The organism is Sulfurimonas sp., from assembly GCF_041563495.1.
Classification (GTDB): Bacteria; Campylobacterota; Campylobacteria; order Campylobacterales; family Sulfurimonadaceae; genus Sulfurimonas.
On sequence record NZ_JBFFMZ010000004.1, the window covers coordinates 94,185 to 120,986 of the forward strand.

General features: G+C 36.1%; 29 protein-coding genes and 1 pseudogene. 14 read left to right on the forward strand and 16 right to left on the reverse strand.

Features of this window, described 5'->3' with window-relative positions:
- The first annotated feature begins 6 nt into the window (after positions 1 to 6).
- The 5 genes and pseudogenes from ABYK18_RS05445 (at position 7) to ABYK18_RS05465 (ending at position 4,252) form a co-directional block, all read left to right on the forward strand.
- The gene (locus ABYK18_RS05445; protein WP_373035639.1) at positions 7 to 870 is read left to right on the forward strand and encodes a DMT family transporter; all 864 of its coding nucleotides are present in this window, start codon (positions 7 to 9) and stop codon (positions 868 to 870) included.
- A gap of 61 nt (positions 871 to 931) precedes the next feature.
- On the forward strand, positions 932 to 2,116 hold the full coding sequence (locus ABYK18_RS05450; RefSeq protein WP_373035640.1) for an NAD(P)/FAD-dependent oxidoreductase: 1,185 nt from the start codon (positions 932 to 934) through the stop codon (positions 2,114 to 2,116).
- 135 nt (positions 2,117 to 2,251) lie between these two features.
- Entirely contained in the window at positions 2,252 to 2,794 is a 543-nt protein-coding gene (locus ABYK18_RS05455) for a PAS domain-containing protein (RefSeq protein ID WP_373035641.1), read from the forward strand.
- Positions 2,795 to 3,361: 567 nt separating this feature from the next.
- Positions 3,362 to 3,760: pseudogene (locus ABYK18_RS05460) on the forward strand (methyl-accepting chemotaxis protein); the annotation flags it as partial.
- Positions 3,761 to 3,799: 39 nt separating this feature from the next.
- Entirely contained in the window at positions 3,800 to 4,252 is a 453-nt protein-coding gene (locus ABYK18_RS05465; protein ID WP_373035796.1) for a CZB domain-containing protein, read from the forward strand.
- Between the two features lie 166 nt (positions 4,253 to 4,418).
- On the opposite strand, the gene ABYK18_RS05470 is transcribed toward ABYK18_RS05465, so the two are convergent.
- Together ABYK18_RS05470 and mgtE are read right to left on the reverse strand one after the other, a co-directional pair.
- Positions 4,419 to 5,468 (reverse strand): CNNM domain-containing protein, encoded by a 1,050-nt coding sequence (locus ABYK18_RS05470; RefSeq protein ID WP_373035642.1) that lies wholly within the window; start codon positions 5,466 to 5,468, stop codon positions 4,419 to 4,421.
- Between the two features lie 17 nt (positions 5,469 to 5,485).
- Entirely contained in the window at positions 5,486 to 6,814 is a 1,329-nt protein-coding gene (gene mgtE / locus ABYK18_RS05475) for a magnesium transporter (protein WP_373035643.1), read from the reverse strand.
- A 134-nt stretch (positions 6,815 to 6,948) separates the two neighbouring features.
- Here mgtE and ABYK18_RS05480 point away from each other — a divergent pair, with 134 nt between their 5' ends.
- The 3 genes from ABYK18_RS05480 to ABYK18_RS05490 all read left to right on the forward strand — a co-directional run bounded on the left by ABYK18_RS05480 (position 6,949) and on the right by ABYK18_RS05490 (position 9,952).
- The gene (locus ABYK18_RS05480; protein WP_373035644.1) at positions 6,949 to 7,533 is read left to right on the forward strand and encodes a hypothetical protein; all 585 of its coding nucleotides are present in this window, start codon (positions 6,949 to 6,951) and stop codon (positions 7,531 to 7,533) included.
- A 70-nt stretch (positions 7,534 to 7,603) separates the two neighbouring features.
- A complete protein-coding gene (locus tag ABYK18_RS05485) occupies positions 7,604 to 8,050 on the forward strand; it encodes a DUF3015 family protein (protein WP_373035645.1) in 447 nt (148 codons plus the stop codon).
- Positions 8,051 to 8,254: 204 nt separating this feature from the next.
- Entirely contained in the window at positions 8,255 to 9,952 is a 1,698-nt protein-coding gene (locus ABYK18_RS05490; protein WP_373035646.1) for a DUF4105 domain-containing protein, read from the forward strand.
- On the opposite strand, the gene ABYK18_RS05495 is transcribed toward ABYK18_RS05490, so the two are convergent.
- Genes ABYK18_RS05495 through recA form a run of 5 tightly spaced genes read right to left on the reverse strand, consistent with a single transcriptional unit; the run spans position 9,949 to position 13,409 of the window.
- The gene (locus ABYK18_RS05495; protein ID WP_373035647.1) at positions 9,949 to 10,092 is read right to left on the reverse strand and encodes a hypothetical protein; all 144 of its coding nucleotides are present in this window, start codon (positions 10,090 to 10,092) and stop codon (positions 9,949 to 9,951) included. The two genes, ABYK18_RS05490 and ABYK18_RS05495, sit on opposite strands and share 4 nt — an antisense overlap.
- A gap of 9 nt (positions 10,093 to 10,101) precedes the next feature.
- On the reverse strand, positions 10,102 to 10,746 hold the full coding sequence (locus ABYK18_RS05500) for an AMIN domain-containing protein (protein ID WP_373035648.1): 645 nt from the start codon (positions 10,744 to 10,746) through the stop codon (positions 10,102 to 10,104).
- A 39-nt stretch (positions 10,747 to 10,785) separates the two neighbouring features.
- On the reverse strand, positions 10,786 to 11,082 hold the full coding sequence (locus ABYK18_RS05505) for a hypothetical protein (protein WP_373035649.1): 297 nt from the start codon (positions 11,080 to 11,082) through the stop codon (positions 10,786 to 10,788).
- A gap of 9 nt (positions 11,083 to 11,091) precedes the next feature.
- Positions 11,092 to 12,357, reverse strand: coding sequence for a phosphopyruvate hydratase (gene eno / locus ABYK18_RS05510; RefSeq protein ID WP_373035650.1), 1,266 nt, complete (start codon positions 12,355 to 12,357; stop codon positions 11,092 to 11,094).
- Positions 12,358 to 12,371: 14 nt separating this feature from the next.
- On the reverse strand, positions 12,372 to 13,409 hold the full coding sequence (gene recA / locus ABYK18_RS05515; RefSeq protein WP_373035651.1) for a recombinase RecA: 1,038 nt from the start codon (positions 13,407 to 13,409) through the stop codon (positions 12,372 to 12,374).
- Positions 13,410 to 13,568: 159 nt separating this feature from the next.
- Here recA and ABYK18_RS05520 point away from each other — a divergent pair, with 159 nt between their 5' ends.
- The 5 genes from ABYK18_RS05520 to ABYK18_RS05540 are packed head-to-tail and all read left to right on the forward strand — an operon-like array spanning position 13,569 to position 16,728.
- Positions 13,569 to 14,432 (forward strand): menaquinone biosynthesis family protein, encoded by an 864-nt coding sequence (locus tag ABYK18_RS05520; RefSeq protein ID WP_373035652.1) that lies wholly within the window; start codon positions 13,569 to 13,571, stop codon positions 14,430 to 14,432.
- A 4-nt stretch (positions 14,433 to 14,436) separates the two neighbouring features.
- Positions 14,437 to 14,703, forward strand: a complete 267-nt coding sequence (fliQ, locus tag ABYK18_RS05525) for a flagellar biosynthesis protein FliQ (protein WP_373035653.1) — start codon at positions 14,437 to 14,439, stop codon at positions 14,701 to 14,703.
- Entirely contained in the window at positions 14,703 to 15,530 is an 828-nt protein-coding gene (locus ABYK18_RS05530; RefSeq protein WP_373035654.1) for a UDP-N-acetylmuramate dehydrogenase, read from the forward strand. Before fliQ ends, ABYK18_RS05530 begins: the two co-directional genes overlap by 1 nt.
- 57 nt (positions 15,531 to 15,587) lie before the next feature.
- Entirely contained in the window at positions 15,588 to 15,920 is a 333-nt protein-coding gene (locus tag ABYK18_RS05535) for a hypothetical protein (RefSeq protein WP_373035655.1), read from the forward strand.
- 1 nt (position 15,921) lies between these two features.
- Complete coding sequence (locus ABYK18_RS05540; RefSeq protein WP_373035656.1) at positions 15,922 to 16,728, forward strand: DUF4405 domain-containing protein; 807 nt, start codon at positions 15,922 to 15,924, stop codon at positions 16,726 to 16,728.
- A gap of 44 nt (positions 16,729 to 16,772) precedes the next feature.
- Here ABYK18_RS05540 and ABYK18_RS05545 read toward each other — a convergent pair whose 3' ends face one another.
- From ABYK18_RS05545 to ABYK18_RS05580, 8 genes are all read right to left on the reverse strand, one after another.
- On the reverse strand, positions 16,773 to 17,531 hold the full coding sequence (locus ABYK18_RS05545) for a TIGR04219 family outer membrane beta-barrel protein (RefSeq protein ID WP_373035657.1): 759 nt from the start codon (positions 17,529 to 17,531) through the stop codon (positions 16,773 to 16,775).
- Positions 17,532 to 17,752: 221 nt separating this feature from the next.
- Positions 17,753 to 18,256 (reverse strand): thiol peroxidase, encoded by a 504-nt coding sequence (gene tpx, locus ABYK18_RS05550; RefSeq protein ID WP_373035658.1) that lies wholly within the window; start codon positions 18,254 to 18,256, stop codon positions 17,753 to 17,755.
- Between the two features lie 171 nt (positions 18,257 to 18,427).
- Positions 18,428 to 19,405 carry a tRNA (adenosine(37)-N6)-threonylcarbamoyltransferase complex transferase subunit TsaD gene (gene tsaD, locus ABYK18_RS05555; protein ID WP_373035659.1) on the reverse strand — a complete coding sequence of 326 codons (978 nt, stop codon included), beginning with the start codon at positions 19,403 to 19,405 and terminating at the stop codon, positions 18,428 to 18,430.
- A 2-nt stretch (positions 19,406 to 19,407) separates the two neighbouring features.
- On the reverse strand, positions 19,408 to 19,533 hold the full coding sequence (locus ABYK18_RS05560; RefSeq protein ID WP_373035660.1) for a hypothetical protein: 126 nt from the start codon (positions 19,531 to 19,533) through the stop codon (positions 19,408 to 19,410).
- The gene (gene dxr / locus ABYK18_RS05565) at positions 19,534 to 20,604 is read right to left on the reverse strand and encodes a 1-deoxy-D-xylulose-5-phosphate reductoisomerase (protein ID WP_373035661.1); all 1,071 of its coding nucleotides are present in this window, start codon (positions 20,602 to 20,604) and stop codon (positions 19,534 to 19,536) included.
- The gene (locus tag ABYK18_RS05570; RefSeq protein WP_373035662.1) at positions 20,605 to 21,369 is read right to left on the reverse strand and encodes a phosphatidate cytidylyltransferase; all 765 of its coding nucleotides are present in this window, start codon (positions 21,367 to 21,369) and stop codon (positions 20,605 to 20,607) included.
- Between the two features lie 28 nt (positions 21,370 to 21,397).
- On the reverse strand, positions 21,398 to 21,709 hold the full coding sequence (locus tag ABYK18_RS05575; RefSeq protein WP_373035663.1) for a hypothetical protein: 312 nt from the start codon (positions 21,707 to 21,709) through the stop codon (positions 21,398 to 21,400).
- Positions 21,710 to 21,762: 53 nt separating this feature from the next.
- Complete coding sequence (locus ABYK18_RS05580) at positions 21,763 to 23,088, reverse strand: NFACT family protein (protein ID WP_373035664.1); 1,326 nt, start codon at positions 23,086 to 23,088, stop codon at positions 21,763 to 21,765.
- A gap of 69 nt (positions 23,089 to 23,157) precedes the next feature.
- On the opposite strand from ABYK18_RS05580, the gene ABYK18_RS05585 reads away from it, so the two are divergent.
- Positions 23,158 to 25,068 carry a PAS domain S-box protein gene (locus ABYK18_RS05585; protein ID WP_373035665.1) on the forward strand — a complete coding sequence of 637 codons (1,911 nt, stop codon included), beginning with the start codon at positions 23,158 to 23,160 and terminating at the stop codon, positions 25,066 to 25,068.
- Here the strand turns inward: ABYK18_RS05585 and ABYK18_RS05590 are convergent.
- The gene (locus ABYK18_RS05590; RefSeq protein WP_373035666.1) at positions 25,057 to 26,754 is read right to left on the reverse strand and encodes an EAL domain-containing protein; all 1,698 of its coding nucleotides are present in this window, start codon (positions 26,752 to 26,754) and stop codon (positions 25,057 to 25,059) included. The genes ABYK18_RS05585 and ABYK18_RS05590 overlap by 12 nt on opposite strands.
- Positions 26,755 to 26,802: the final 48 nt, after the last annotated feature.

Here is a 26,802-nt window from a genome sequence, read left to right on the forward strand (position 1 = left end):
TAAACATTGAAAAACTCACACTTCACCTACTTACTTATTTTAGCAATGTTTTTATGGGGCGGAGGATGGAGTGCTCTTAAAATTTTAACTTATGAGCTTCCGATTGATATCATAATATTTTGGCGTTTTTTCCTTATGAGCATCTCATTTATTCCAATTTTGTACCTTATAAAAGAACCTATGACTTTAAATCGTTCCGGCGCAAAATTTGTAGCATCAAGCTCTGTTTTAAATATATCATTTATGGTTTTTTCTTTTTTAGGAGTAAAGTACGGCTTTGCAGGAAACGGTGGAGTAATTATTACTACACTGACACCGCTAATGACTTTTTTACTTGTTGCAATTCTCTTTAAAACTAAACTCTCTGCATCTCAATATTTTGGACTAATCCTCGGTATTATCGGCGGTATAATAATACTTCAGCTAAATGATTTAAACCTGTTTTTCAACAGCTCAAATATCTATTTTGCTCTATGTGCAGTTGTTTGGGCAGGAGTGACTCTTCTTTCTCAACACTCTCACAAGCATATTCATCCCATACACTACAGTTTTTATATCTCTGTAGTAGCTACGATTGCTTCATTCATCTACGCTTATGAGAGTGATTTAACGGTCGTATTTGACCAAGGTAGCAAGTTTTGGACAGCTCTTGTCTATCTGGCAGTTTTAGGCCAAAGCGTAGCCACTACTATATTTTTTATCGCCTCAGCAAAATTAGGAAGCCAAAAAACAAGTTCATTTATGTTTTTAGTACCTTTGTTCTCTCTTATAATAGCCTGGGCGGTATTGGGAGAGCCTATACAGGCACACATCTTAATCGGTGGTTCCTTAAGCCTTATTGCTGTTTATTTCATAAACAAAAAAAATTAATAGAAATTTAACATCACTTGTAGTAATATTATTCATTAATAAGTTTTATACAAGGGCTCTTATGAAAACTGTTTTAATTATCGGAGGTGGTTTCGCCGGTCTTGAAGCTGCTATCTTTTTAAGAAAATCAAATTACGACGTTACTTTGGTAAGTGATAGAGACTACTTTTTTATCTACCCCACTTCAATATGGATTCCTACAAGAGAACAAGAGTTTGATGATGTCTGTATAGATCTTAACACCTTAGAAGAAGTGCATGGCTTTAAGCTGATAGTTGATGCACTAAAAGATATAAATGCAAAAGAGAACTCCTATACATTAAACAGCGGAACTGTTTTAAAAGATTATGACCATGTGGTTCTTGCAATGGGTGCTTCAAAGATGCAGCATAAAGGAGTTGAAAATACTCTCTCGATTTGTGCTGCACCAAAACAATCACTTGAAATCCGCGACTCATTAGAAGCACTTATTGAAAAAGGCGGCGGTAAGATCTGTTTCGGCTTTGGAGGAAACCCAAAAGACACTTCTGCCGTTCGCGGGGGACCTGCTTTTGAGTTAATGTTTAATGTTCATAATCTTTTGAAGAAAAAAGGCATCAGAGATAATTTTGAGCTGACATTCTTTGCACCTATGCCTGAGCCTGGAAAAAGAATGGGTCAAAAAGCACTTAAAATGATGGCTGTTTTCTTTAAAAAACTCGGCATAAAACAGCACTTTGGTAAAAAAATAAAAGCTTTTGAGAGTAATGCAATTATATTTGAAGATGATTCAAAAATAGAATCTGACTTTACTATGTTTATAGCTGCCGGAAACGGTCACGATGTTGTTAGAGAATCTGACCTGCCAACCAATGAAGCCGGATTTGTAAAAATAAATGATTTTTGTAATGTTGTATTTGACAATCCTGCGATGCCGTCTAACATTTACGCAATCGGTGATGTAGCAGCTCTCCAGGGAGCTGACTGGAGAGCAAAACAAGGTCATGTAGCAGAAGTCATGGCAAGAAACGTTGCACATAACATTTTACAAAAAGATGCAAACAGCACTGACTTTAAAGGTTACCAGGAACATATAAATATTCTTTGTGTCATGGATAGCGGCAGCGGGGCTTCTTTCATTTACAGAGATGACAAACGAGCTTTTATAATTCCGCTTCCCATCATTGGTCACTGGCTAAAAAAAGGATGGGGCATTTACTGTAAATTGTCTAAATTAAATAAGATACCTAGGATTCCCGGTATATAATATTGGCTTGCGTTACAAAGAGTAACATACAAAACAACTAAAAATGATTTGGTCACTTGGTGACAAAATTACCAACAAATATAGATATACTTAACGTTAAACAACATAGCATCTTAAATCTTTAAGGACTGTATAATGTCTAGAAAAAGTTTATCTAAAGCCGACTCCCCAAGAAATATAACAAACAACGAAAAACTACTTGATGAAAATGACTTTATAGTATCTAAAACAGATACTAAAGGCAACATCATATACTGTAATGAAATATTTACTGAGATGTCCGGGTATAGAGCTTCTGAACTTATTGGCGCTAACCACAACCTCATAAGACATCCGGACATGCCTCGCATAGCCTTCAAGACTGCTTGGGACTTGATAAAAGAAAAAAAAGAGTTTTTTGGTTTTGTTAAAAACCTCAGAGCTGATGGCGGGTTCTACTGGGTATTTACATATATAACTGCCGATCAAGATTCAAATGGCAGGATTGTAAGTTATACATCTGTAAGAAGAAAACCTGCTCCATCGGCCATAGATGCTATTACTCCTGTATATAAACTGTTAGCAGATGCCGAGAATAAAGATGGTTTAAAAGCTTCTGGAGAACTTTTAAATGATTTTTTGAGTAAAAACAATACCACCTATGAAGAACTTGTTATAAACCTTCAAAAAGGGGCGTAATCTATGGTTGCGATTAAAAATATTAATGTAATTGCACTCTTTATTTTAATAACCGTATCTGCTTTGTTTTTAGCTATAAATTCTCAAATAATTTTTGCTATTATCTTAATGTTGCTAAGCATCTCCTCTTTGTTTATCCCTCAAAGTAGTACAACTAAAATAAGTGACGACTCTCTTATGAATAAGATTGCCACGACGCTTGAAGACGTAAAAGACGGCAAACTAGCTACACGAGTTGTTATACATAAAAATGAAACGCCTTTAGAAAGTATAGGCTGGAACATTAACAAGTGTCTAGACCAAGTCGAAATAACTTTAAGAGAAAGCCGTAATACGATAGATGCCGTAAGTAGAGGTGAGATGTATCGAAGTATGTTTCCATCGGGACTTCAAGGCGAATTTAAAGAAACAGCGAACATAATCCAAAAAGCTGTAGCATCTATGAAAGCGAATGAGAGATATAAACTTATGGGCTTACTCACTACCGCCTTTAGCGGATTTAACGGAGGGATGAAGGGCAACTTGGATATTATTACAACCGATATCAATAAAACTGAAGACTCTTTTATGGAAGTTACTGCCAATACTTCCAACGCTTCACTTTCTGCACATAATACTTTAACAGCTGTTGAAGTCACCACAGAACAAATATCAAATCTCAGCGAGTTAGTTACAAATACGGCAGATGCAATAACTGAGATGGATACCAATGTTAACGATATAACAATGATTGTCAATCTAATTAAAGATATTGCCGATCAAACAAACTTGCTTGCACTTAATGCCGCTATAGAGGCGGCAAGAGCCGGGGAACATGGGCGTGGTTTTGCTGTTGTTGCGGACGAGGTACGTAAACTTGCTGAGAGAACACAAAAAGCGACAGGGGAAATAAGCATCACTATTCAAAATCTTCAACAGCAATCAAGTAGCATCTACGAGAATTCAGCTGCAATGAGCAGTATAGCAAACAATACTAATGATACTATGAATAATTTTTCAGATACTATGAATAGTTTTACAAAAGACCTAACCTACACATCTCAACTCTCTAACAAAAGTAGTTTTGCACTGTTTTTATCAAACTATAAAATTCACCACATCTTATTTAAATCAAATGCTTACTCTGCGGTTGTAAACTCAACAGTCACGGAGGAACTTAAAAAAGATCATAAACATTGTGGATTTGGTGCATGGTATTATGGTACAGGGACTAGACTATTTGCTGAGAATTCTACTTTTAAACAGATGGAATCCCATCATGTAAAATTTCACATTCTAATAAATGAAAATATTGAATGCGCATTAAACGGCGGCTGTATGTCCGAAAGTAAATCAAAAGATGAGATTATGAAAAAATTTCAAGATGCCGAAGAGCATTCAAATAAACTTTTTGATTTAATGAATAATCTCTCAGACGAAGTCGGTGCAGATATAGAGATGAGTGAAGTTTTAAAGTAAGATTTATATTTCACACTTTATTTACACTATTTAACTTTATACTGACAACCGAGAAAGAAAAATATAGGACTTCAGGTCCACATGAAGTATAGGTTTCTTTCGTGAACTTCCCTTAAATTCAAAGCAATGCCTCACTACTTTCCCACTGTGGGTGTGGCGTTACTTTTTAGATCTCGTTATTGATTTTTTCACGTCTTTTTTGTTTCATCTTAATTTTAGCAAGCTCGCGCATATCTGCAGTAGAGTCACTCTCATCGACTATCTCAACACCTAAAATAGTCTCAACACAATCTTCTAAGGTAATGATTCCTTCTGTTTGATCGTAGTTATCCATAACTAAGAACATGTGATCTTTTTTAGTGATAAAAAGGTCCAAGGCTTTTGAAACGGGAATGTTTTCATTTATGGAAAATATATCTTTTTTAATTGATCCAACATTTACACTATCATCTTCAAGTGCCTGTTTAAAGATTTTCTTTGTCATAACTATTCCAACAACTTCTTCTATTGTTTCATGATATACTGGAATACGGGAAAACTTAAATATTTCATCTTTAGTATCAATAATCTCTTTAATACTCATACTCTCATCAAGAGCAAAGACAACACTTCTCGGTGTCGAGACATCCCCTACTTTTATTTTATTAAGGTTTAAGATATTTTCTATAAAGTCCGACTCTTTCTCATCGATAATACCATCATCTTCACTAAGAAGCATGCTGTGTAACAACTCTTCCTTAGTCAGCGTGTTCGCATCTTCTTTGCCTTTTGAGATTCTGTTTGTAACAAAAAGCGTAGATAAGATTATCGGATATGTTATAAATATAAAGACTCTGATTATTTGAGTTGAGAATGGAGCCAACTGTTTCCAATAGATTGCACCTATTGTTTTTGGAATAATCTCTGATAAAAACAATATAGCAAATGTTAAAACGATTGATACATAAACAACCGCTTCATTTCCAAAAAGTATAGATGCCTGAGCACCAACAGCTGCTGCACCCAATGTATTGGCAATAGTGTTTAAAATTAAAATAGATGCAATCGATTTATTTATATTTTGTTTATGTTGTCTTAAATATGCTCCAATTCTTGGTTTATCTTTTTCTAATACCGAGATATAAGACATATTAACTGATAAGAGTACCGATTCTAAAATTGAACATAAAAATGAAACACTAACTGACAAGACAAAAAATAGAATTAATAAATCCATTTATTTTTAAATATCCTTTATAATAATATATATGTTGCAAGGCCTAAAAAACTAAAAAAGCCTACAACATCTGTTACAGTTGTTAAAATCACTGTACTGCCTATGGCCGGGTCAATATCCATTCTCTTTAAGAAAAGTGGTATCGTCGCACCAAAAAAACCTGCTGCCAAAAGATTTATGACCATACTAAGAGCTATAACCACCCCTATCATCCCCATATCAAACCATATAGCAGCTACAATACCCATTATTATAGCAAAGAAGATTCCATTGCCAAGCGAAAGAGCCACCTCTTTTTTTATGATCCTCATGGCATCTCCTTGAGAGATGTCCCTAAGAGCCAACTGCCTTACAACAACCGTAAGACTTTGAGTTCCGGCATTTCCGCCCATGGAAGCGACAATCGGCATAAGAACAGCCAAAGCAACCATACTCTCAAGAGTATCGGCAAACAGAGCAATCACTAACGAAGCGGCAATTGCCGTAAAGAGATTAAGAGAGAGCCAAGTCGCACGCTTTTTACCTGCCTTCATTATCTCATCATCTTCTTCCGCGTCATCATCAACCCCGGCAAGATTATACATCTGCTCTGTAGCATGTTCATTGATAATATCATATATATCATCTGAAGTGATGCGTCCTACCAAGATGCCATAAGCATTTACAATGGGCATTACAGAAAGGTCATACTCTTCAAACGCATGTACTACATCTCTTATATCGTCTGTATCAACTGCTTTTTTAGGCTCAAAACTGTCTTTGCTCAGCTCAATATTATCGTTTAAAGTTTTTGAGAAGTCAAAGATAAGAAGGTCATCTAGACCTACCGTAAAATACAACTTATTATCACTGCCTGTTATGAAAAGATTTTGAACATTCTCCAGTTTATTGGCCTGTCGAAGTTCGGCAAATCGTCTAATAACATCTTGAACTATCTCATTTTTATAGGCGGTAAAGACTTCGAGCTGCATATATGCACCGGCTTCATCATCATCATATGTCTGAAGCTTTGTTATTTCTTGCTTATCTTCTTCATCTAGCGTTTCAAAAACCTGAGATGCTACACTCTCATCCACCTCACCAAGCTCTTGCATAAACTCTAGTTGGTCATCTGATTCGAGTTCGGTTACGGCGTGAGAGAGTTCATCTACACTCAGAGACTCAACAACGTCATCAAAATATCTATCAGGAAGGGCAAGAGCAACATCCCCAACCAGACTACTCGGTACAAGTTTTATGGCATCAGCAAACTCGCTATCATCTAGCTGCTTTAAAATTTTGGCAATATCTGAAGGATGAATCTCACTGATATCGTGAGAATTTAAATACTCTTTTAACTTGTTCATAATATCGGAATTATACCCTATCTTCTTATTAGATATATTACAAATAAATTTATACTTATTTTTTTATATACTTATTTGTATCAAAACAATTTTTACTGTATTATTAATAATTAGATTCACAAAAAGGATAAGTCATGAAAATTTTAAAGCTACTACTGGCTTTAGCTGTTGCAGTATTTATGTTGTCTGGATTTTGGTCGGGGAAAAGTGATAAAGAAAAACAGGCAGAGAATAATGAAGCAAGAAAAGAGAGACAAAGAACAAATACTGAAACTCTAAAGAAGCTATACAAGTATGCTCCTGAAGCAAAAAAGATGATTGCCAACGCTTATGGTTATGCAACTTTTACCAATGTTGGAGTAAACCTTATTATCTTATCTGCTGAAGGTGGAAAAGGTATGGCTCACAACAATAGGACCGGAAAAAATATTTATATGAATATGGGTTCGGGCGGTGTTGGATTTGGACTAGGAGTAAAAGATTTTAGAGCAATATTCATATTTGAGAACAAAAAAGTTTTTGACAGCTTTGTAAACTCCGGTTGGGAGGCAAATGCTCAAGCAGATGCAGCTGCTAAAGCAGGCGAAGACGGAGGTGCTTTAAATGCCGCAATAACAGTTGCACCTGGTATAAGGCTCTATAAACTGACTCAAAACGGACTTGCGATTCAGGCGACTATTCAGGGAACAAAGTATTGGAAAGATGGGGATTTGAATTAATTAAATATTTAATCTTCGTTGAAGTATTTATTGTTTAAAATTGTTCTATCTTAAAAAATAAAGGTATCACATGAAAAGAATTTTAATAAGTGCTGTAGCTGTTTTAGCTCTCTCAATATCGGCTATGGCAGGTGTTAACTCTCAGACTGGTTGTGGTCTTGGTTCAATGATCATTAAAGATGATTCATCAGCAGTATTGCTTGCTTTACAAGCTACAACAAACGGTACTTCTGGTAACCAAACTTTTGGTATTACTTCTGGAACTTCCGGTTGTAGCAAGACTAAGTTTGTTATGAATGAAAGAGCACAAGAATTTGTTGCTTCCAATATGGATGTTCTTGCAAAAGAGATTGCAGTTGGTCATGGTGAGTCAATAGACACTTTGGCTGAGCTTTTAAATGTTGAAGATACAGCTACATTCTCAGCTTCACTACAAGCAAACTACAACAGCATCTACACTTCTAAAAGTGTTGAAATGGCTGATGTACTTGATAATATCTCTACTACTTCTCTGTAAGTATTACAAAAGATTAAGCGAGTCTATCTCGTTTAATCTTCACTATTTATTTTCAAATTAATTCAGGAAATCCCTATCTTTAATAAAATATTTTTTACACTCGTTTTTTGCATCAGTTTTTCTCAAGCTTCAGCAGAGTTCTACCAAAAAAAAGCAGATGCTTTAAACTTATCAAAACAGCACTATTGGCACTTACTGCTTCACATGAACAATGAAGTTAGTGAAATAGACGATAACCGCTTTTTTTTAGCAAAAGATGGAAAAACTAATGCAAAAAATGAGCTGAATGCTACATTACAAGCACTTTTCAATGAATCAAGATTTGATGACAATTCGACAGCTTGTAGATTTCCTGCCAGAAAATCATGGCTTGAAGAACAGCTGAGTATAGATGATTTTCCAAATATAGAGTGTAATGATTATAACAAAATCCTAAAAAGGTTAAATCCTAAATCCGCGACCTTAGTCTTTCCATCAGCACACATAAATTCACCTGCATCTATGTTTGGACATACTTTCTTACGTATCAACTCCGCATATAAATCTAAACTTCTCTCATACGCTATCAACTATGCTGCAGATGCAAACCCTGATACTGAGAATGGCGTCATATTTGCGATTAAAGGTCTTTTTGGCGGTTATTATGGCAAATATTCACTTCTTCCATATTATGACAAACTAAAAGAGTATCGTGATACCGAACAAAGAGACATTTGGGAGTATGACCTGAATTTAAACGAAGAAGAAGTTCTAAAAATGGTAAAACATATTTGGGAGCTTAACGGTACACATTCGAACTACTTCTTTTTTACTGAAAACTGTTCATACAATATGCTTTGGTTGATTGAAACAGCAAGACCTTCGATAAATTTACGCAAAAATTTCACCTATCAAGTCATCCCTCTTGAAACGGTGCATGTTACATCGAATGAAAGTCTTATTAAGGAAGATAACTATAGAGCTTCAAAAAGAACAATATTACTAAAATATGAAACTCTTTTAAAACCTCAAAACCTTTCTCTGCCTAAAAAACTTGTAAATTCAGAAATAGACATCAAAGACATTATTAATAATAATTCTATATCAAATCAACAAAAAATGTATATATTAGAAGCATCTACAGAGTTTTTAGAATATTCATTTAGTAGAAATGACATGGATAAACAACAATATTTGGAACTCTTTCATAACCTAACAAAAGCTAGGGCTGCTATGGGTAAAGGAGATAACTTAAACATTATCCCTCCCGCCAATCCTCTCGATAGTCATAGAGCTGTAAGGGCGATAACAGGGCTTGGTTCAAGAGAGAATGAAGCTATTGGCTTTCTTGGTGTAAGAGCGGCATATCATAGTTTAGAAGATAGCAATTACGGATTTTTAAGAGGTACAGAGATAGAGTTTATGGATATATTACTATCATACAGTGATAGCAAAACACAATTGGAAAATGCTACTATCGTATCAATTGCATCTATTGCTCAAAGAAGTGAATTTTTTGACAGTTTTTCTTGGAGAACAAAGTTTGGCTGGGATAGAGACTATCTCAATGACAAAAGCAATTTTATGGCAACTTTGGGAGCAGGATTTAGTTGGGGAAATGATATAGCATACACTTACCTGATGCTAGACCCGCTGTTTTATTATGAAAAAACTTTTGTTTCAGGTATCGGTGGAAGTTTTGGAGTGGTGATTGACAAGTACAAATACATGAGCACAAACATAGAAGTTACAAAAAGATACTACGATAGTGGAGACGAACAAAACTTAATAAAAGCTACACAAAGTTTTAGACTCTCTCAAAACATTCAGTTAAAACTTAAGTATGATTATAAACAGAGATATAAACTAAATAAAAAAGAAGATGAACAGACTTACCAAGCTGTTCTATCTTACTATTTTTAATCAGCGACCTTATCCTTACCCTCTTCAAAAACATTTGAAATATCATTAGTCACACTCTCAACACCTTCATTAAACTCTTTTACAGAGCATCCATTAAAAATAAATATTGTAAAAACGCTTAAAACTATAGCTTTTATCACTTAAATTTCCTACCTTAAATTAAATATATACCCATTAGGTACTTTTTGCATCGTATATCTATAGAATCCGTCAAGCTCAACAACAGCCCGGTAATACCCCGCGTGATTCCCAACTCTTACATTACAAAAAATACCGCCTTTGTTCTCTTTAGCATAACTCTTTATATTTGTATCTCTCTTAAAATCAAGCACTATTCTATGCGGTTTTACGAGTAAAAAATTTCTTATTATTTTATCCTCTGTTACGACTTTAAGAGTTTTTTGTGAAGATAAAAATTTGGCATGCTTTACAGAAGCTATTTCTTTGTATTTTATAGTCTCGTTTTTCTTTGGCTTTTTTTCTCTTTGCGTCTTAGTCTCAGACTGAGTATAGTTTTGAGATATAAAGATAGGCAGATGCCAGTCTATAGAGTTATCAAGGTCAATACTCTTTTTTTCAATCGTCGCATCTAGATTTTCATACTCTATCGTTACTTTTTTTATTATTCTTGCGGATGATGGAAGAGTTATAGATGAACGTTTCAGAGGCTCGGCTGATTTCACTTGATTTGAAGTGTATGGAATATCTTTTTCACCTTTTGCAGGAAAAAATGGATTTTCACGAGCTTCTAAGGTGATGAATAAAAAAAATAATACAAATAAGACTTTAATCAAAACTACCCCTGGATTAATTTAATAAGTATTATATCAAGTTTATTTTGATTTGGGACTTACTGGTGCAGAAATCTCTTTTAGTTCAAAATACTCTCTTTGAAGTTCTGCATTTTCATGTTTCAGTCTATAAACTTCAGTCTGAAGATAGTTTTCATAATCCTGAAGCCCAAAAAGAACTTCTAAGGAGTTTGTTCCATATAAAAGAACACCTATATATATTCCAAGTGCCAATACAATCAATAAAAGACTTAAGAACTTCGCTAAAGATAGCCCCAAGTATCTTTGGGTGATACTTTGGGAATTGTCTATATCTTCATAAAGTTCTTCTTTATTCATAAAAATATCTTAGTTAAAAAGTGCCGAACCTAAATATTCACCGTATACAACTTCGTTTTCTATCTCTAAAAGGCGATTATATTTAGCAGTTCTCTCACCGCGGGCAGTCGAACCTGTTTTGATTTGACCACAGTTTAAAGCCACTGCAAAGTCTGCGATGAAAGCATCTTCACTTTCACCTGAACGGTGACTCATGACACAAGTATATCCGTTTCTCTGAGCAAGACGAACAGTAAGCATAGTCTCAGAAACCGAACCTATCTGATTTGGTTTAATAAGAATAGAGTTAGCGATACCTTTAACGATACCTTCATTTAAAATATTTACGTTTGTAACAAAAAGATCGTCACCGACTAGTTGTACTTTATCAGCTAATTTTTCAGTTAAAATTTTCCAACCATCCCAATCATCTTCACTGAGACCGTCTTCAATAGAAACAATAGGGTATTTAGCACATAAATCTACATAATAGTTGGCTAACTCTTCTGAAGTAACTGTACGGTTTTCAGACTCAAGTCTGTAACCGCCATCAACAACTAACTCAGATGCTGCAACATCTAAAGCGATTGCTATTTCGGTTCCAGCTTTATATCCAGCTTTTTCGATAGCTTCCATAATCACCTGGATAGGTTCTTCATTTGAAGATAAATCAGGTGCAAATCCACCCTCATCACCAAGTGCTGTGTTATGTTTTTTAGCTTTTAAAATAGCTTTTAAGTTGTGGTAAACTTCAGCAGAAGCTCTTAAACCATCCGCAAAATCCTCAAACCCTACAGGCATAATCATATATTCTTGAAAATCAACCGAGTTATCAGCGTGTGAGCCGCCGTTGATAATGTTTAACATCGGAGTAGGTACAACCATAGCATTTGCACCGCCAAGGTAACGATAAAGCGGCATACCCAGACTCTTAGCAGCAGCGCGAGCAACAGCCATAGAAACACCAAGGACTGCATTTGCGCCCAAGTTTCCATAGTTATCTGTTCCATCAAGTTCTTTCATCGTAGCATCGATTACAGCTTGGTTAAAAGGTGATTGACCAATCAGTGCATCAGAGATTTGAGAGTTTACGTTCTCAACTGCTTGTAAAACACCCTTACCCATATAGCGGTCACCACCGTCACGAAGCTCTAAAGCCTCACGTTTACCGGTACTGGCACCAGAAGGGACAATCGCACTTTCAACTGTTCCATCACTTAACTCTACTGTCGCTTTAACCGTCGGGTTTCCACGAGAATCCATTACTTCAATTGCACTTACGCTGTCTATAAACATTCATTTTCCTTGTATTATGTGTCTGTGTCTTCTATATCGGAAGTATCCATGATCATAACATTACTTACGCCCATGGCTACTTTTATTTTTTCTTCTATTTCTCTAGCCAATTCAGGCTCTTCTTTGAACTTGGCTTTAACGTTTTCACGCCCTTGACCAAGTTTTGTCTCCTCGTAAGAGAACCAAGCTCCGCTTTTATCTATGATGTCTAGTTTAACACCGTAGTCAACAAGCTCGCCCTCTTTTGAGATTCCCTCTCCAAACATTATATCAAACTCTGCTTGACGGAACGGCGGCGCTACTTTGTTTTTAATAACTTTTGCTTTAACGCGGTTACCTATCTGGCTCTCACCTTGTTTAAGCGAAGCTATACGTCTTACATCTATACGAACAGATGCATAAAACTTCAGTGCATTACCGCCTGTTGTCGTCTCAGGAGAACCGTAACCCATCATCCCGATTTTCATACGAATCTGATTGATAAAAATCACGGTACAGTTCATCTTAGAAATAACACCCGTTAGTTTACGAAGTGCTTTTGACATAAGACGAGCTTGGACACCTACATTCTGGTCAGACATCTCACCTTCAATCTCAGATTTCGGTGTTAAGGCTGCAACAGAGTCAACAACAATCAGATCGATAGCACCGCTTCTTGCTATAGTCTCAACTATATCTAAAGCCTGCTCACCGTAATCCGGCTGAGAAACAAGTAGGTTTTCAACATCTACTCCCAAGTTTTTAGCATAAACCACATCAAGAGCATGCTCTGCATCTATAAAAGCACAAACACCGCCGTTTTTCTGACATTCGGCTGTTATCTGAAGCGCTAAAGTTGTTTTACCGGAACTCTCGGGTCCGTAAATCTCAACAACTCTTCCCTGAGGAACACCGCCTATACCAAGTGCCAAGTCAAGCCCGAGAGAACCTGTACTTATTGATTGGATAGGCTCAATATCTTTATCACCTAATCTCATTAAAGCACCCTTGCCGAATGCTTTATCAATCTGTTTCATTGCTAAGTCTAATGATTTTTGTTTATTTGCGTCCATCTTGGGCTCACTTATATTAAATTTAGACTTATTGTATGACAAATTAAAATCTTCTTCTAAAAATATTGCAAATTGTCATATTTTTTACTGAATTTCTTTTATATAGAATTTCTATATAAATTAGTGGAATTTTATCCTTATTTGGTTAAAATCTAGTTTATGAAAAGAACTTTAATTGCACACTCCCCAGATGCTGATGATATCTTCATGTATTATGCTATCAAATTCGGCTGGGTAGATATGAAAAACACCCTATTTGATAATATTGCCAAAGATATCCAAACACTAAACGAAGACGCGCTAAACGGCGTTTATGACATAGTCGCTATCAGTTTTGCACTATATCCGCACATCAAAGAAGAATACGCGCCACTTAGAACTGCAGTTAGTTTTGGAGAAGGTTACGGTCCCAAGCTTATTAAGAAAAAAGGTGTGAAACTAAAGAAAAACTTTAAAGTCGCACTCAGCGGAAAACACACTACAAACGCGATGCTCTTTCGCATAGCTTATCCGGATGCAAGAATCACTTATATGAACTTCTTAGAAATTGAGCAAGCCGTTCTTGACGGTGTCGTAGATGCAGGCGTACTAATTCACGAAAGTATTTTGACTTATGCAGACGAACTTGAAGTTGAACGTGAAATGTGGGATATCTGGCAGGAGTTGGCAGGAGATGAACTTCCCCTGCCCCTTGGAGGAATGGCGATTCGACGCTCAATCCCGCTAAACAAAGCTATAGATTATGAAGCAACTCTTACAAAAGCCGTGCAAATTGCGCGTGATCATAAAGATAGACTCTCAAAAATGCTTATAGAGAGAAACTTGGTTCGCATAGATGCTCCTACTCTTGATAAATACTTGGAACTTTACGCAAATGATGAGTCAATCACGCTAAGCGATATTCAGTATAAAGCGATTGACAAACTGTTTGAACTCGGCTTCAAACACGGTTTTTATGATTCTGAGATTAAAGTGAAAGACTTTATGATTCCGACCGAGTACCAAGAGCTCAGGAACTCCTAATATTATGGAAGCAAAACTAATAGCCCTTGGAATAGAGACATTTAAAATCGCTCTGCTGTTAGCTTTACCGGGTCTCTTAACAGGTATGCTTCTAGGTCTGGCCGTTAGTATATTTCAAGCTACTACACAGATCAATGAGATGACTCTGAGTTTTATTCCTAAAATTATCGGCGTAGTTATCGTTATCATCCTGACTATGCCGTGGATGCTAAATTCTATGACAGATTTTGCGACCCATATATTTAATATGATGCCGGAATTTATCGAGTAATGAAAACAAAAAGTATTGACTTTTCTAAATTTTCTTCTATAAGAATAGGAGAAACTATTAAAGTCGATATTCTGGAGAATCCTGATGATTTTACTAAAGAACACTGTCTCATAGGTTCTTGCAATAATATCCTTATGGGCACACAGCCCCCAAAACTTATGAAACTCTCCAAGATATATGATTACATAAAGATAGAGGACAACACTCTTAAAATAGGCGGAGCCACCCCATCAGGAAAAATAGCCTCATTCTGTAAAAAACATAATATCGCAGACTTTGAGTTTGTCTCGCATCTGCCCGGCACTCTTGGCGGTTTAGTCTATATGAACGCCGGACTTAAAGAGTATGAGATATTTAATAACCTCATTATCATCTCTACTACAAAAGGTATTTCAAACAAAGAAGCCATAGACTTTGGATATAGATTTACGAACATAAAAGAACCGATTTTAGATGCCACTTTCATATTAAACTATGGTTTTGATGATAATAAAGTAGAGATGTTTAAAAAGATGCGTTCAAACCAGCCAAGCACGCCAAGTGCCGGCAGCTGTTTTAAAAACCCCCAAGGCGACTATGCCGGAAGACTTATAGAAGCGGTTGGCTTAAAAGGAAAACCTATTGGCGGTATGGAGTTTAGCTCTGAACATGCAAACTTTCTCGTAAACAACACAAACGGAACTTTTGAAGATGCGATTTTTCTTATACAAGAGGCTCAAAAGAGAGTTTTTGATGAGTTTGGCATCTGGCTGGAGTGCGAAATAAAGATTTTAGACAAAAGATATATGGGTAAAGATTCACCACTTTTAAAACATACTGCACATTAAGATTACGTTAATGCAATAGTCGTATAATTTAATATAAACAAACAAAAGGAGTTTACTATGAAAACTTTACTGATTGTAGCATTAATTGTTACTGGTGCTCTGGCTGTAGGTCAAGGAAACACGATGCCCTCGTATGCGGATTTTGACGCAAACGGCGATGGTAGAGTAACCCAAGAAGAGTTTAGAAACACTCAACAAAAACGGATGGAAGAAAGAGCAGAAACGGGACGTATGATGCGAAACGCAGATAAAGCTCCTAAATTTGAAGACATAGATGCAAACAAAGACGGAAGCATAGACAAACAAGAATTTAAAACCCATCGAATGAATAATCGCAGAGGTATGGGCAGAGGACAAGGAATGGGTAGCGGACAAGGCAGAAATCGCTAACATGATTGTAGTAAAAAGAATTATTTCTTTAACACTCGCTCTATCTTTTTTAGTGATGAGTGTTACGGGGTTGATGCTCTTTATAGTACCTAAGGGAAAAGTTGCCTATTGGGCAAACTGGCAGATGTTTGGCCTGACTAAGACTCAATACGGTGATATTCACATCACGTCTATGTTTCTTTTTCTGACGGTTACTGTATGGCATATCTATTACAATTGGAAACCGCTTTTAAACTACCTCAGAGACAATGCAAAAAGAATTACCTTTTTTAAAAAAGAACTGCTTATTGCATTGTCTCTAAACGCCACTTTTGTTGCAGGTACTTTAGTCGGGGTACAACCGTTTCAAAGTGTACTTGATATAAACGCGGATATAAAAGCTTATTGGGAAAGAGAGTATGGATCACCTCCGTACGGCCATGCCGAAGAGTCGTCTTTAGCTTCTTTTTCCAGACGAATCGGTGTTGATATTGAAACAGCGATAAGACTACTCAAAGAAAAAAATATTGCAGTAGATTCAAAAGAGCAGACACTGTTAGATATATCAAAACAAAATAATATTACTCCAAAAATAATCTTTGATATCATAAGAGCAAAACAAACTTCAGACAATGATGATAAGATTGATTTTTTAGGACGAAGAACACTGGGTGAACTAGCCGGTATGAATAAAATAAATCTCAAAAAGTCCATAGACTTTTTAGAGAAAAAAGGTGTTAAAGCAGCATCTGACACCAGAATGAAAAAAGCAGCCACTGCACTGGATATCACTCCATATCAACTCTACGAAAAACTAAAAACACTATAAAAATCAAGAGGCATTATATCGGCCTCTTAAATTACCGTATCTCTTTAAAAACGAAGCATTAAACCTGCATAAAGGCCTGCAAACTCTACATCAGCACTTGCACTTCCAGCACTATCATCTTCTAGTTTGATTTTTTGTACTCTATATCCGACTTCGATTGCCGGCTGAATCACAGGAATAAAATCTAAAGTATAATCCACCTTTGCACGAGCATCATAAACTACATTTGCATTATAAGATACATATTTCACATCTGCTTCAAGACCAATATTTGTCGCAGGAATCTCAACGCGTCCTCTTACATAAACAAGTGGTATAACCGCTGTTACTGAATCAGTATACTCCGTCCCTACAGGGATACCTGTTACACCGGCAGCTTTGTAATCAATCTTCGTAACTTTAAAATCAAGTCCCACATCCAAAGTTATCCAAGCAGTGTTATCTAGTAAATTATAGTAAGGTATTACATCAAACTGTGTCATTTCTAAAGTAGTTTTACCACCAGAAGCTGTAAACTCTTTAAATGTACCGGTTGCCGTACCTGTATTTTTCAAGCTTACATATTCCAATCTCAGGTTTGGAACAACTGGAACAGGATGTTTTAAAAGTGCCCACACATAAACCTGTGTTTCTTTAGACTCATCTGATTTATCCGAACCATTTGCACCACTTTCTGTGTAACTAATCTCACCGCTGGTTTTTTGAGCCCAAGCACCTACACCCATTTCAACTCTTGCCATATCTGCACTAGCTGTTGCTGCCAATAAACCTGCACAAGTCAGAGCCGTTAAAATCTTTTTCATGAAAATCTCCAATGTTGTTTTTATTATTATATCAGAGTGTTTTAGGAGTAAACTTAAAATGTAAATATTAGGGCCGAAGCCCTAAAAAAAGGAGGAAGAATGAAATGAGTTATCGGCTCACTTCGTTTTTTGGCACCAAAGGCGCCAGAAGCTGCTCAAGGGGAAGAAAAGCAGCTTTTGAAAATTATCTAGTTATCTCAGGAGTTTTTGGTTTGTTTAGCTTAACTTACTGCAGCGATTGCAGCGTCGTAGTTAGGCTCTTCAGTTATCTCAGGAACGATCTCTTTGTAAGTTACAATACCTTCTTCGTTTACTGCAAAGATTGCTCTACACGTAACACCTGCAAGAACAGAACCACCTAGTAGTACACCGTAAGCATTAGCAAAATCTTTATTTCTGAAGTCAGAAGTAACAGTTAAATCGTTAATTCCTTCAGCTTGACAGAATCTACCAGCAGCAAATGGCAAGTCAAGAGAAACGATAGTTGCCTGAACACCACTTAAACTTGCAGCTTTAGCATTAAAGTTACGAGTCTCAGTCGCACATACACCAGTATCTAAAGATGGAACAACGATGATAAGTTGTTTTTTACCTTGAGCTCCACCAACAATAACGTCGCCTAAACCATCAGAGTTTACAACTGTAACTTCCGGTGCTTTGTCACCTACATTTACTTCATTTCCTAATAACTGTACTTCTGTACCTTTAAACTTTGTAGTTGCCATTTTGGCTCCTTAACTTTTAATTTATATACGCTTTGCAATCTCAGTGTTTCTGGATAACAAAGTTAATCACTTTTTGGTGATTTATTAATTGGACAAAAGAATTATAGGTCAAATCGGATAAAATTACTCTTATTTAGATTGATAGTGTTTTTAACTAAGTTTTACTTAAGATTATAATTTGCTCTTGGGAGATATAGCCAACTCATCCAATGAACTGAATATTTCTTTCTCGTACATCTCCACTGCTACTCTGCCTATCATAGCCGCATTGTCAGAACAATATTTCAGTTCACTTAAAAGCAGTTGTGCGTCAAATGGTTTTAAAAGTTCTTCTATCTGTGAACGGAGATAAAGATTTGCACTTGCTCCACCGACTATGGCAAAAGTTTTAGGCTGTTTTATTTTAAAGTATTTTTTTAGCTTCTGAATCAAATGCTTCGTTGCTATATGCTCAAACGAAGCGGCTATATCTTTGTAATCATCTTCGTTTGATTTTTCAACAGCAAGTCTAACCGCATTTTTTAATCCGGAATATGAAAATGATATTAAAGGAGATTGTGAAAGCGGAATAGTAAAGTTGTACTTTTTTCTATCACCAGTCTTTGCCAGCTCTTGAATCAGTGGTCCACCGGGATAACCAAGTCCCATCATCTTAGCCACTTTGTCAAAACTCTCACCGAAGCTGTCATCCATACTTTTGGCAACCGTCTCTATGTCTTGCAGTGATTTTACTTCCATCACCTGCGTATGTCCGCCTGACACTAAAAGAACAGTGATAGGAAACTGGGTTTCTTTATCTATAAAAAGAGAATATATATGCCCCACCAGATGATTGACTCCAATAATAGGAATACCAAGAGCTACTGCTACAGCCTTGGCCATAGTCACACCTTCTACGAGTGTTACAGCCAAGCCTGGAGTCGATGTAACTGCCACGGCTTTTAACTCTTTAAAGTATGGTTCACATTGTTCTAAAATTTTTGGCAATGCTTCAGCATGAAGTCTTGCCGCTAGTTCTGGAACAACTCCGCCATAAACAGAATGCTCTAACTCCTGAGATATTTTTTTATGAAAAAGAAGTTTTTTGGTTTTTATATCTGTAATAGCGATTGCACTGTCATCACAACTACTTTCTATGCTCAGTATCATCTTTATTCCTTACGACTCTTTATATCCCAATAAGCCAAGCCTCCGGCCACAATGATAAGAACACCAAACATTATACCCCATGTAAGCAAGTCTGCGCTACTTGCAGCTTTCTCTATGCTCTCACCCATTTACAGCTCTCTCCACAGTCTATCTCGAATATCTGCATCTATCTCAAAGACATCATCAACATTTTTTGGCAGATACGTAAATCTTTCAAAAGCTTCTATGATTGTTCTGCTTATATCCATAAAGCCTATCTCTTTACTTATAAATTTCTCAATGGCAACTTCATTTGCGGCATTCATAACAACTCCGCGAGATGGATTTTTTAAAAGTTCTTCTTTGATCTCCCAAACAGGATATCTGTCAGTCGTTATCTCACGAAATTCCAATGAACCGACTTTAAGCAGATCAACATGCTCCAAAATATTTTCATTCATCTTTTTATCAAGAGCATATGCGATTGGAAGCTGCATAGATGCATGAGCAAAGTGTGCGGTTGTTGAACCGTCTTTAAAATCAACCAACGCATGAATAAGTGACTTTGTCTCGATGATGGCATCGTATTTACCCTCACCAAAAAGCCATCTGGCTTCTAGCAGTTCAAACATCTTGTTTACCATCGTCGCAGAGTCTATAGTTATCTTTTGTCCCATCGACCAGTTTGGATGTTTTTGTGTATCTGCCAAAGTGGCATTTTGTAATCTGGCAATATCCCAGTCACGAAATGCTCCACCTGAAGCCGTGATAATCATCTTCTCGACTGCTCTGTCTTGCATCAGATACCAAAGACCGAAGTGCTCAGAATCAATGGGCTGGATTTGGCTTACATCTATAAAGTCACCGCAAGCAACCAAAGATTCCTTATTTGCCAAAGCTACTTTCTTACCGCACTCCAGTGCTTTGAGAGTCGGACGAAGACCCAAGAAACCAACCAGTGCATTTACCACCAACTCGGACTCCGAATCTTCTATGACTTTAAGTATAGCATCTGAGCCTGAGAGCACATTTGAGTGATTTACTTTATGCGCATCATCAGCATCTGCGATGACCACGACTTTAGGAGAGTGTTCTAATATCTGTCTGTTTAAGAGTTCTATATTGTTACCGCAAACCAAGACTTCAACACCTATGTTGAACTTCTTAGCCACTTCGAGTGTATTTACACCTATAGAACCTGTTGAGCCTAGTAATACCAATTACACCAGACCTCTTAAAAGCACAAGCATAACGATAGCGCCAAAAAGGTAGCCGTCTATTCTATCAAGAGCTCCACCGTGTCCCGGAAGTATATCTCCACTGTCTTTTACACCGGCAGCTCTTTTTAGGCTACTCTCAAAAAGATCTCCAAAGATAGAACTAGTTGCCACCATGAAAGAGATGATAAAAGAGACACCTAAATCAACTATACTAAGACCGACAAACATACCACTAAAAGTTGCAACGACGATACCGCCTACAACACCCTCCATAGTCTTGTTCGGACTGGTTGCACAAAAAGGTGTTTTACCGATGCTCTTACCTACTGCATAAGCTCCGACATCAGTCATCGCTACTACTACCAAAAGCCATAAAAGTGAAAGCACTCCGTACTCTTGGTACATGGTAAAGATAAACAGCATCCCGGCTGTCGGATAAATAAACGGAAAAAAGTTGTTCCAGGTAAGTTCTTTGTTAAAAGCCACGGCACTTGCATAAGCAACACCTGCTAAAACAAAAAGATCATCACCGTATGGGTAGATGCCGGCTATAATCCAAATGCCCGCAGCATATATCATAAGCGAATCATTTTTTAGTTCAAAAAGCTTCATCGCTTCTTTAAATGCTACAAGGTAAACAGCTCCAAGCACTGCCCACATTAGAAAAAAATTATCAACAAAACCAATAATTAAGACGACCGCAATAAGCGAAAGACCGGTAACGGTTCTCTCTTTACTTGAGTTAAGAGCTTTTAAAAATCCCATGAGTTTCCTTTAGAGGGATTATACCAAATCACACTTTAATATCTAGTTTGTGTATCGGATACTCTTCATCTTTTGTTTCTTCTTTATCCTCACGCTCTTCATGTTCACTTCTTGCCGTCTCTTGGTCGGCTTCATTTTTTTGATGTTCACGATCTGGGTCTACTGCCTGATTTTCTTCAGTTGGGCGAACCTCTAAAACTTTTTCATCTTTTTCATTTGCCGCTGCTTGAGCCACCATATTTTGAAACTCTACACGGTTATTATGAGCATTTTGTATAGAGGACGCATTAGCAGTCATCTGATTTACAAAAATCGCATTTCCTATAGCACCGATTGCCATAATAACCTCCTTAATTTTATTTCATAAAATGAGAGTAAAGACTATTTAACTTTCTATCTTGTGTCTATCTCAATGGTTTTGTACTTGTTGTAGAGCACATTCGCACCGTTTTGAATAGTTACCTCTCGCCTAGGAGTATAATCGACCAAAAACTTATCTTTTTGAGGAGTTGTAAAATCTACGCACAATCTTGCGGCTCCTTCAATGATGTTCAAGGGTATGTTTTGCTTATCGGTTGTGATTATCACATGGGCGGAGGGTCTCTCTTTCATATGAATCCAGATATCTTTTGCGCGTGCATTTTTTAGGACTTCAATATTACCTTTTTCATTTTTTCCAAGCTGGACTTTGTAGCCTTCAAGCCAAAAGGTTTCTATGGAATCATTTTGCTTTATCTTTTTGGCCTGAAGCTGTTTTGGAAAAAGTAGCTGTATTTTTGCGATATCTTTAGCCTCTTGTACTGCAGACATAAAAAGTTTTATATGCTCTATCTTGGAACTGAGTGACTCTTTTTCTATATGCAGATGCGAAACTTTTTGTTTTGCTTTTTTACTTCTGCTAAATAGTGAATTTGCCATAGAAGAAGGGCTAGAGAGCTCTTTATGAAGCTCTATCTTAACAGAGTTCCCGTCATAATCATTTAGAGTGAGAGTTTTTTGGTAAGGTTTTATATTATGAATGTTTGACAAGACCAGGTTTCCAAAATGCTGACACTCCTGCGCCTCATCTTGCAGTTTTTTTTCATCATCAAGAGAGTTATACAACTTTTGTAGTTTTTTGAGTTTTTTATTCAAAAAAGAGAGTTTTTGTTTTTTTAGCGATTCAAGCTTACTCTCCACATCTTTTGCATACTCATCATACAAAAACTTCTTCACATCTTCTATGGGATACTCTTTTGCTACAAAAGGAGCAGATGGTACATTTAGAAGTTTCTGCCCTACTCTTACTTCACGAAAAGATGAAAACAAATCAACATGGCGCAGAGCTTCAAGCACGATTTCGTTTTCGTCCAAAATAACGACATTTGTATATTTACCCGTAAACTCAAATTGTAAAAGTGTGACTTCTTCTTTATACGCAGAACTGATTGATGTCTTAAACCTTAGGATTTTATCTTCATTTATAAGCTCTACGCTGAGTATATTTGCACGATTAAACCGTTTTGCCAAGACAACATCGAACGGTGCATTGTAAACTTTTGAACGGGCATATGATTGGCATCTGAAGATTTTAGAGTTTGAGCGCTGCATCTCAAAAAAGACTTCATCATCTTTATCGAATGCAATTTTTATTATTGTGTCGCTCACTCTGTATATTGCTGATATTTTTTGAAATTTTTGTAAATAATTTTTTATTTGTTTTAAGTGTGAGAGTTTCATAGTTATGATTGTATCAAATATAAAATAATTTTAAGTACAACATATATATAATGTTTCCAAGGCTAGGTAATGAAAAATAAAATTCAATCTATTATAAATACTCTTCATGCCAGCACAATCATAACGCCTATTCTTTTTGCGGCTGTTATTATTTTTACAACACTCTTCTTTTATATCCCCTATATTACAGAAAAAAACGCTATTGAGATGGCCACTAAAAACTCTATAATATCTCTTGAGCAGATAAAGCTTACACGTGCTTACTATGTAGATGCCGTAGTAAAAGACGTTAAAGTATATGCACCGAATCTGAAATTTTCTTACAATCACAAAGGAGTAAACGGTACTCTTCCGCTTCCAACTACGACTATCCACAACCTAAGCAGGATTTTTAGCAAGAACAGCGGTGTCAAATACAATCTATACAGTGCTTACCCGTTTGCTTTTAAAAAAGAAAGAAAACTAAACCAATTTCAAAAAGAAGCATTAAAACATACTAAAGAAAGTAATGACGGTATGTATATTAAAAAAGACTTTGTAGACAATAAACCTGTTTTGCGAGTTGCCATAACTGACTTTATGACAGACCAGGCATGTGTAGATTGTCACAACACACACCCAGAGAGAACGTGGGAAAAAGGATTTTGGAAACTAGGTGATAAAAGAGGTGTTTTAGAGGTTATTACTCCTCTTGATGAGGTTCTAAGGTCTAACATAAAAGCCAGAAACAATATACTTATCTTCATCTCCATAATCGGCATATTTCTGGTCGCTTACCTAAGCTATATCTTAGTCAAACGAGAGAAGCAACTACTAGACGCAAATAATGAACTCCAAGAAGAGTTAAAAAATATACTTAAAGACTTTGATACAAACGTCATAGCCTCTACAACAGATGCCGAAGGTAACATTATCTATGCCAGTGATCTTTTTTGTAAGATATCAGGCTATACAAGAGATGAGCTAGTCGGAGCAAACCATAATATAGTCAGACATAAAGATACGCCTAAAGAACTCTACAGAGATATGTGGGAAACCATACAAAACAAAAAAGTCTGGAGAGGTGAAATAAAAAATGCTACAAAAGACGGCGGCTTTTACTGGGTAGATGCTATGATATCTCCTGTTATCAACGATAAAGGGGAGATTATTGAATACAACTCCATCAGACATGATATCACGAGTAAAAAAGAACTTGAAAGTCTAAATAAATCTCTAAAATACAGAATTTCAGAGGCCATTACACAAGCAAAAGAAAAAGAACAACATATGCTAAACCAAAGCAAAATGGCTCAGATGGGCGAGATGCTCAGCATGATTGCCCATCAGTGGAGACAGCCTCTTACGGCTATTTCTTCAACTGCATCTGCATTAGAGTTAAAAATTCTCATGGATGATTACGACAAAAAAAACCTTACTTCCAGCATTAAAGACATTCAAGCTTACTCTCAGCATCTCAGCTTGACTATCAATGATTTTAGAAACTTTTTTAGAGACTCCAAAGTCGTTACACAGACTACTTTCGAAGCCATTATAGATAACACGGTTCAAATAGTCAAAACATCTCTCGAAGCTCAAGACATCATTCTTAGCATAGAGAACAACTTCACAGAGCAACTCTATATCTATGAGAATGAGTTTAAACAAGTTACCCTGAACCTCATTAAAAATGCTGAAGATGCAATCATAGAAAGTGGTGTGAGCGATGGTTTTATATCTATAAAAACTTACAAACTGGATAATAATGCTATATTTGAAGTCAGTGACAATGGAAGAGGAATCAATAATGAGATCATGGAAAAGATTTTTGACCCTTACTTTTCAACAAAAGATAAAAAAAGCGGTACTGGACTTGGCCTTTACATGAGTAAGACTATCATAGAAAATCATTGCTTAGGCTCTATTGAGTGTTTTAACACGGAAGAAGGGGCTATGTTTAGAATCATCATTGACCCAAACAAGCTTTCACTAGAGAACTAATCCGGCTTTTGGTTTACCGATATAATATCCTTGAGCATAGTCAATACCGCACTCTTTGATAATGTTATAGATATCTTCATCTTCCACATACTCTGCTATTGTTTTTATCCCTAAAGTTTTAGACAGATTTACTATGGCTTTTGTAATGGTTCTGTTTTTATTGTTTTTCTTTAGATTTTTAATAAAAATTCCGTCTATTTTTATGAAATCAAGGTTGATTTCCAAAAGTCTGCTGAAGTTTGAATTCTCTATTCCAAAATCATCTATAGCTATTTTAAACCCCATCTCTCTTAAAAGATTTAGCTGCTGAGTTATTTTTGCATTATTCTTAGCTAACGTGATATTCTCAAGTATTTCAAACGTAACTCTTGATGGAGCTATATTGTACTGTTTTGTCTTCTCATTTAAAAAATCAAACATATATTCTTCAAGCAAGTCTCTTTCTGTAATGTTTATAGAAAACTGATATGTCTTATCTTTAAAAAAATTAAAACTTTTGTTTATCATCATCCTTGTTACGGACGTAATTAGTCCAAGCTTTTCAGCAGGATGTATGAAATAAATCGGCGCTATTATCTTATCACCCAGGATTCCGCGGGCAAGGACTTCATACTTCAATATCTCGTTTTTTGCAACATCTTTTATTGGCTGAAAATACGGTTCTATCTTTTCTTCTAAAATCATAGTCCTTGTTGTTCTCAGCCATCTGACTGCTTCTTTTTCATCCCTAAAACAGTTTATCTCATTATCAAATATCTCATAATGTCTGCTTCCGAGATATTTAGACTTATCTAGTGCATATTCGCAGTTTATAAGTGTCTCGGACATATCATCTTGTACTTTTGCCACACCAATATTAAATGTTATATGTATCTCGGCATCATCGACTTTTACATTTCTGGTATCAAAAAAAGAAACTATCTGGTCACAATAATCATGCACATTTTCAAGTGAAGCGTCTTTAAGAGCAATAATAAATCTATCTGATTCAATCTTATAAAGTTTAGCTTTTTTGTGTATGTGAAATTCCAAAGCATTTGCAGTTTTTACCATTACATGATTTGCAAAAACTTTACCGTATTCTTTATTTATTGTAGAAAAATTGGAAATATCCAAAAGCAATATGTAGTTAAAATCTTTTTCAAGAATATCCGCTTGAAGTTTTTTAGAATTTGGAAGATCGGTATAAGCCTCATGATAATATCTGTGTCGGAGTTCTCTGGTTTTTTCTTCCACTTTTGCTTCTAAATTGTTTTGATACTCAAAAATAGATTTTTCCAAATCTATTCTTTTTACGACTTTTGAGATAATTGTAAAAAACTGCTCTAACTCTATAGGTTTTAATATATAACCATCAACTCCATATTTAATACTTTGAACAAAGTATTCTCTGTCATCATGTGCAGAAAGGATTAAAATGGGAGTAGATGCATCTTCTAAACGAATTCTTTCTATAAGTTCTATGCCGTTTAACTTGGGCATATTGATATCTGTAAGGATTATGTCGTATTTGGCATTTTTATATTTTAAGTAACCCTCTTCACCATCTCTGGCCGTATCTATCTTTGAGAAAAGAGTTTCTAAAAACTTCAGAGTGGACTCTCTGGCACCCTTATCATCTTCTATGTATAAGATGCTAAGTTTTTTAGTACTTTGCATCAGAGTGCCTAGATCCTCTTTATTCATTTTTCATACCTGCTGTTATTGTTAGTGTCTCGATTTTATCCCAAAAAG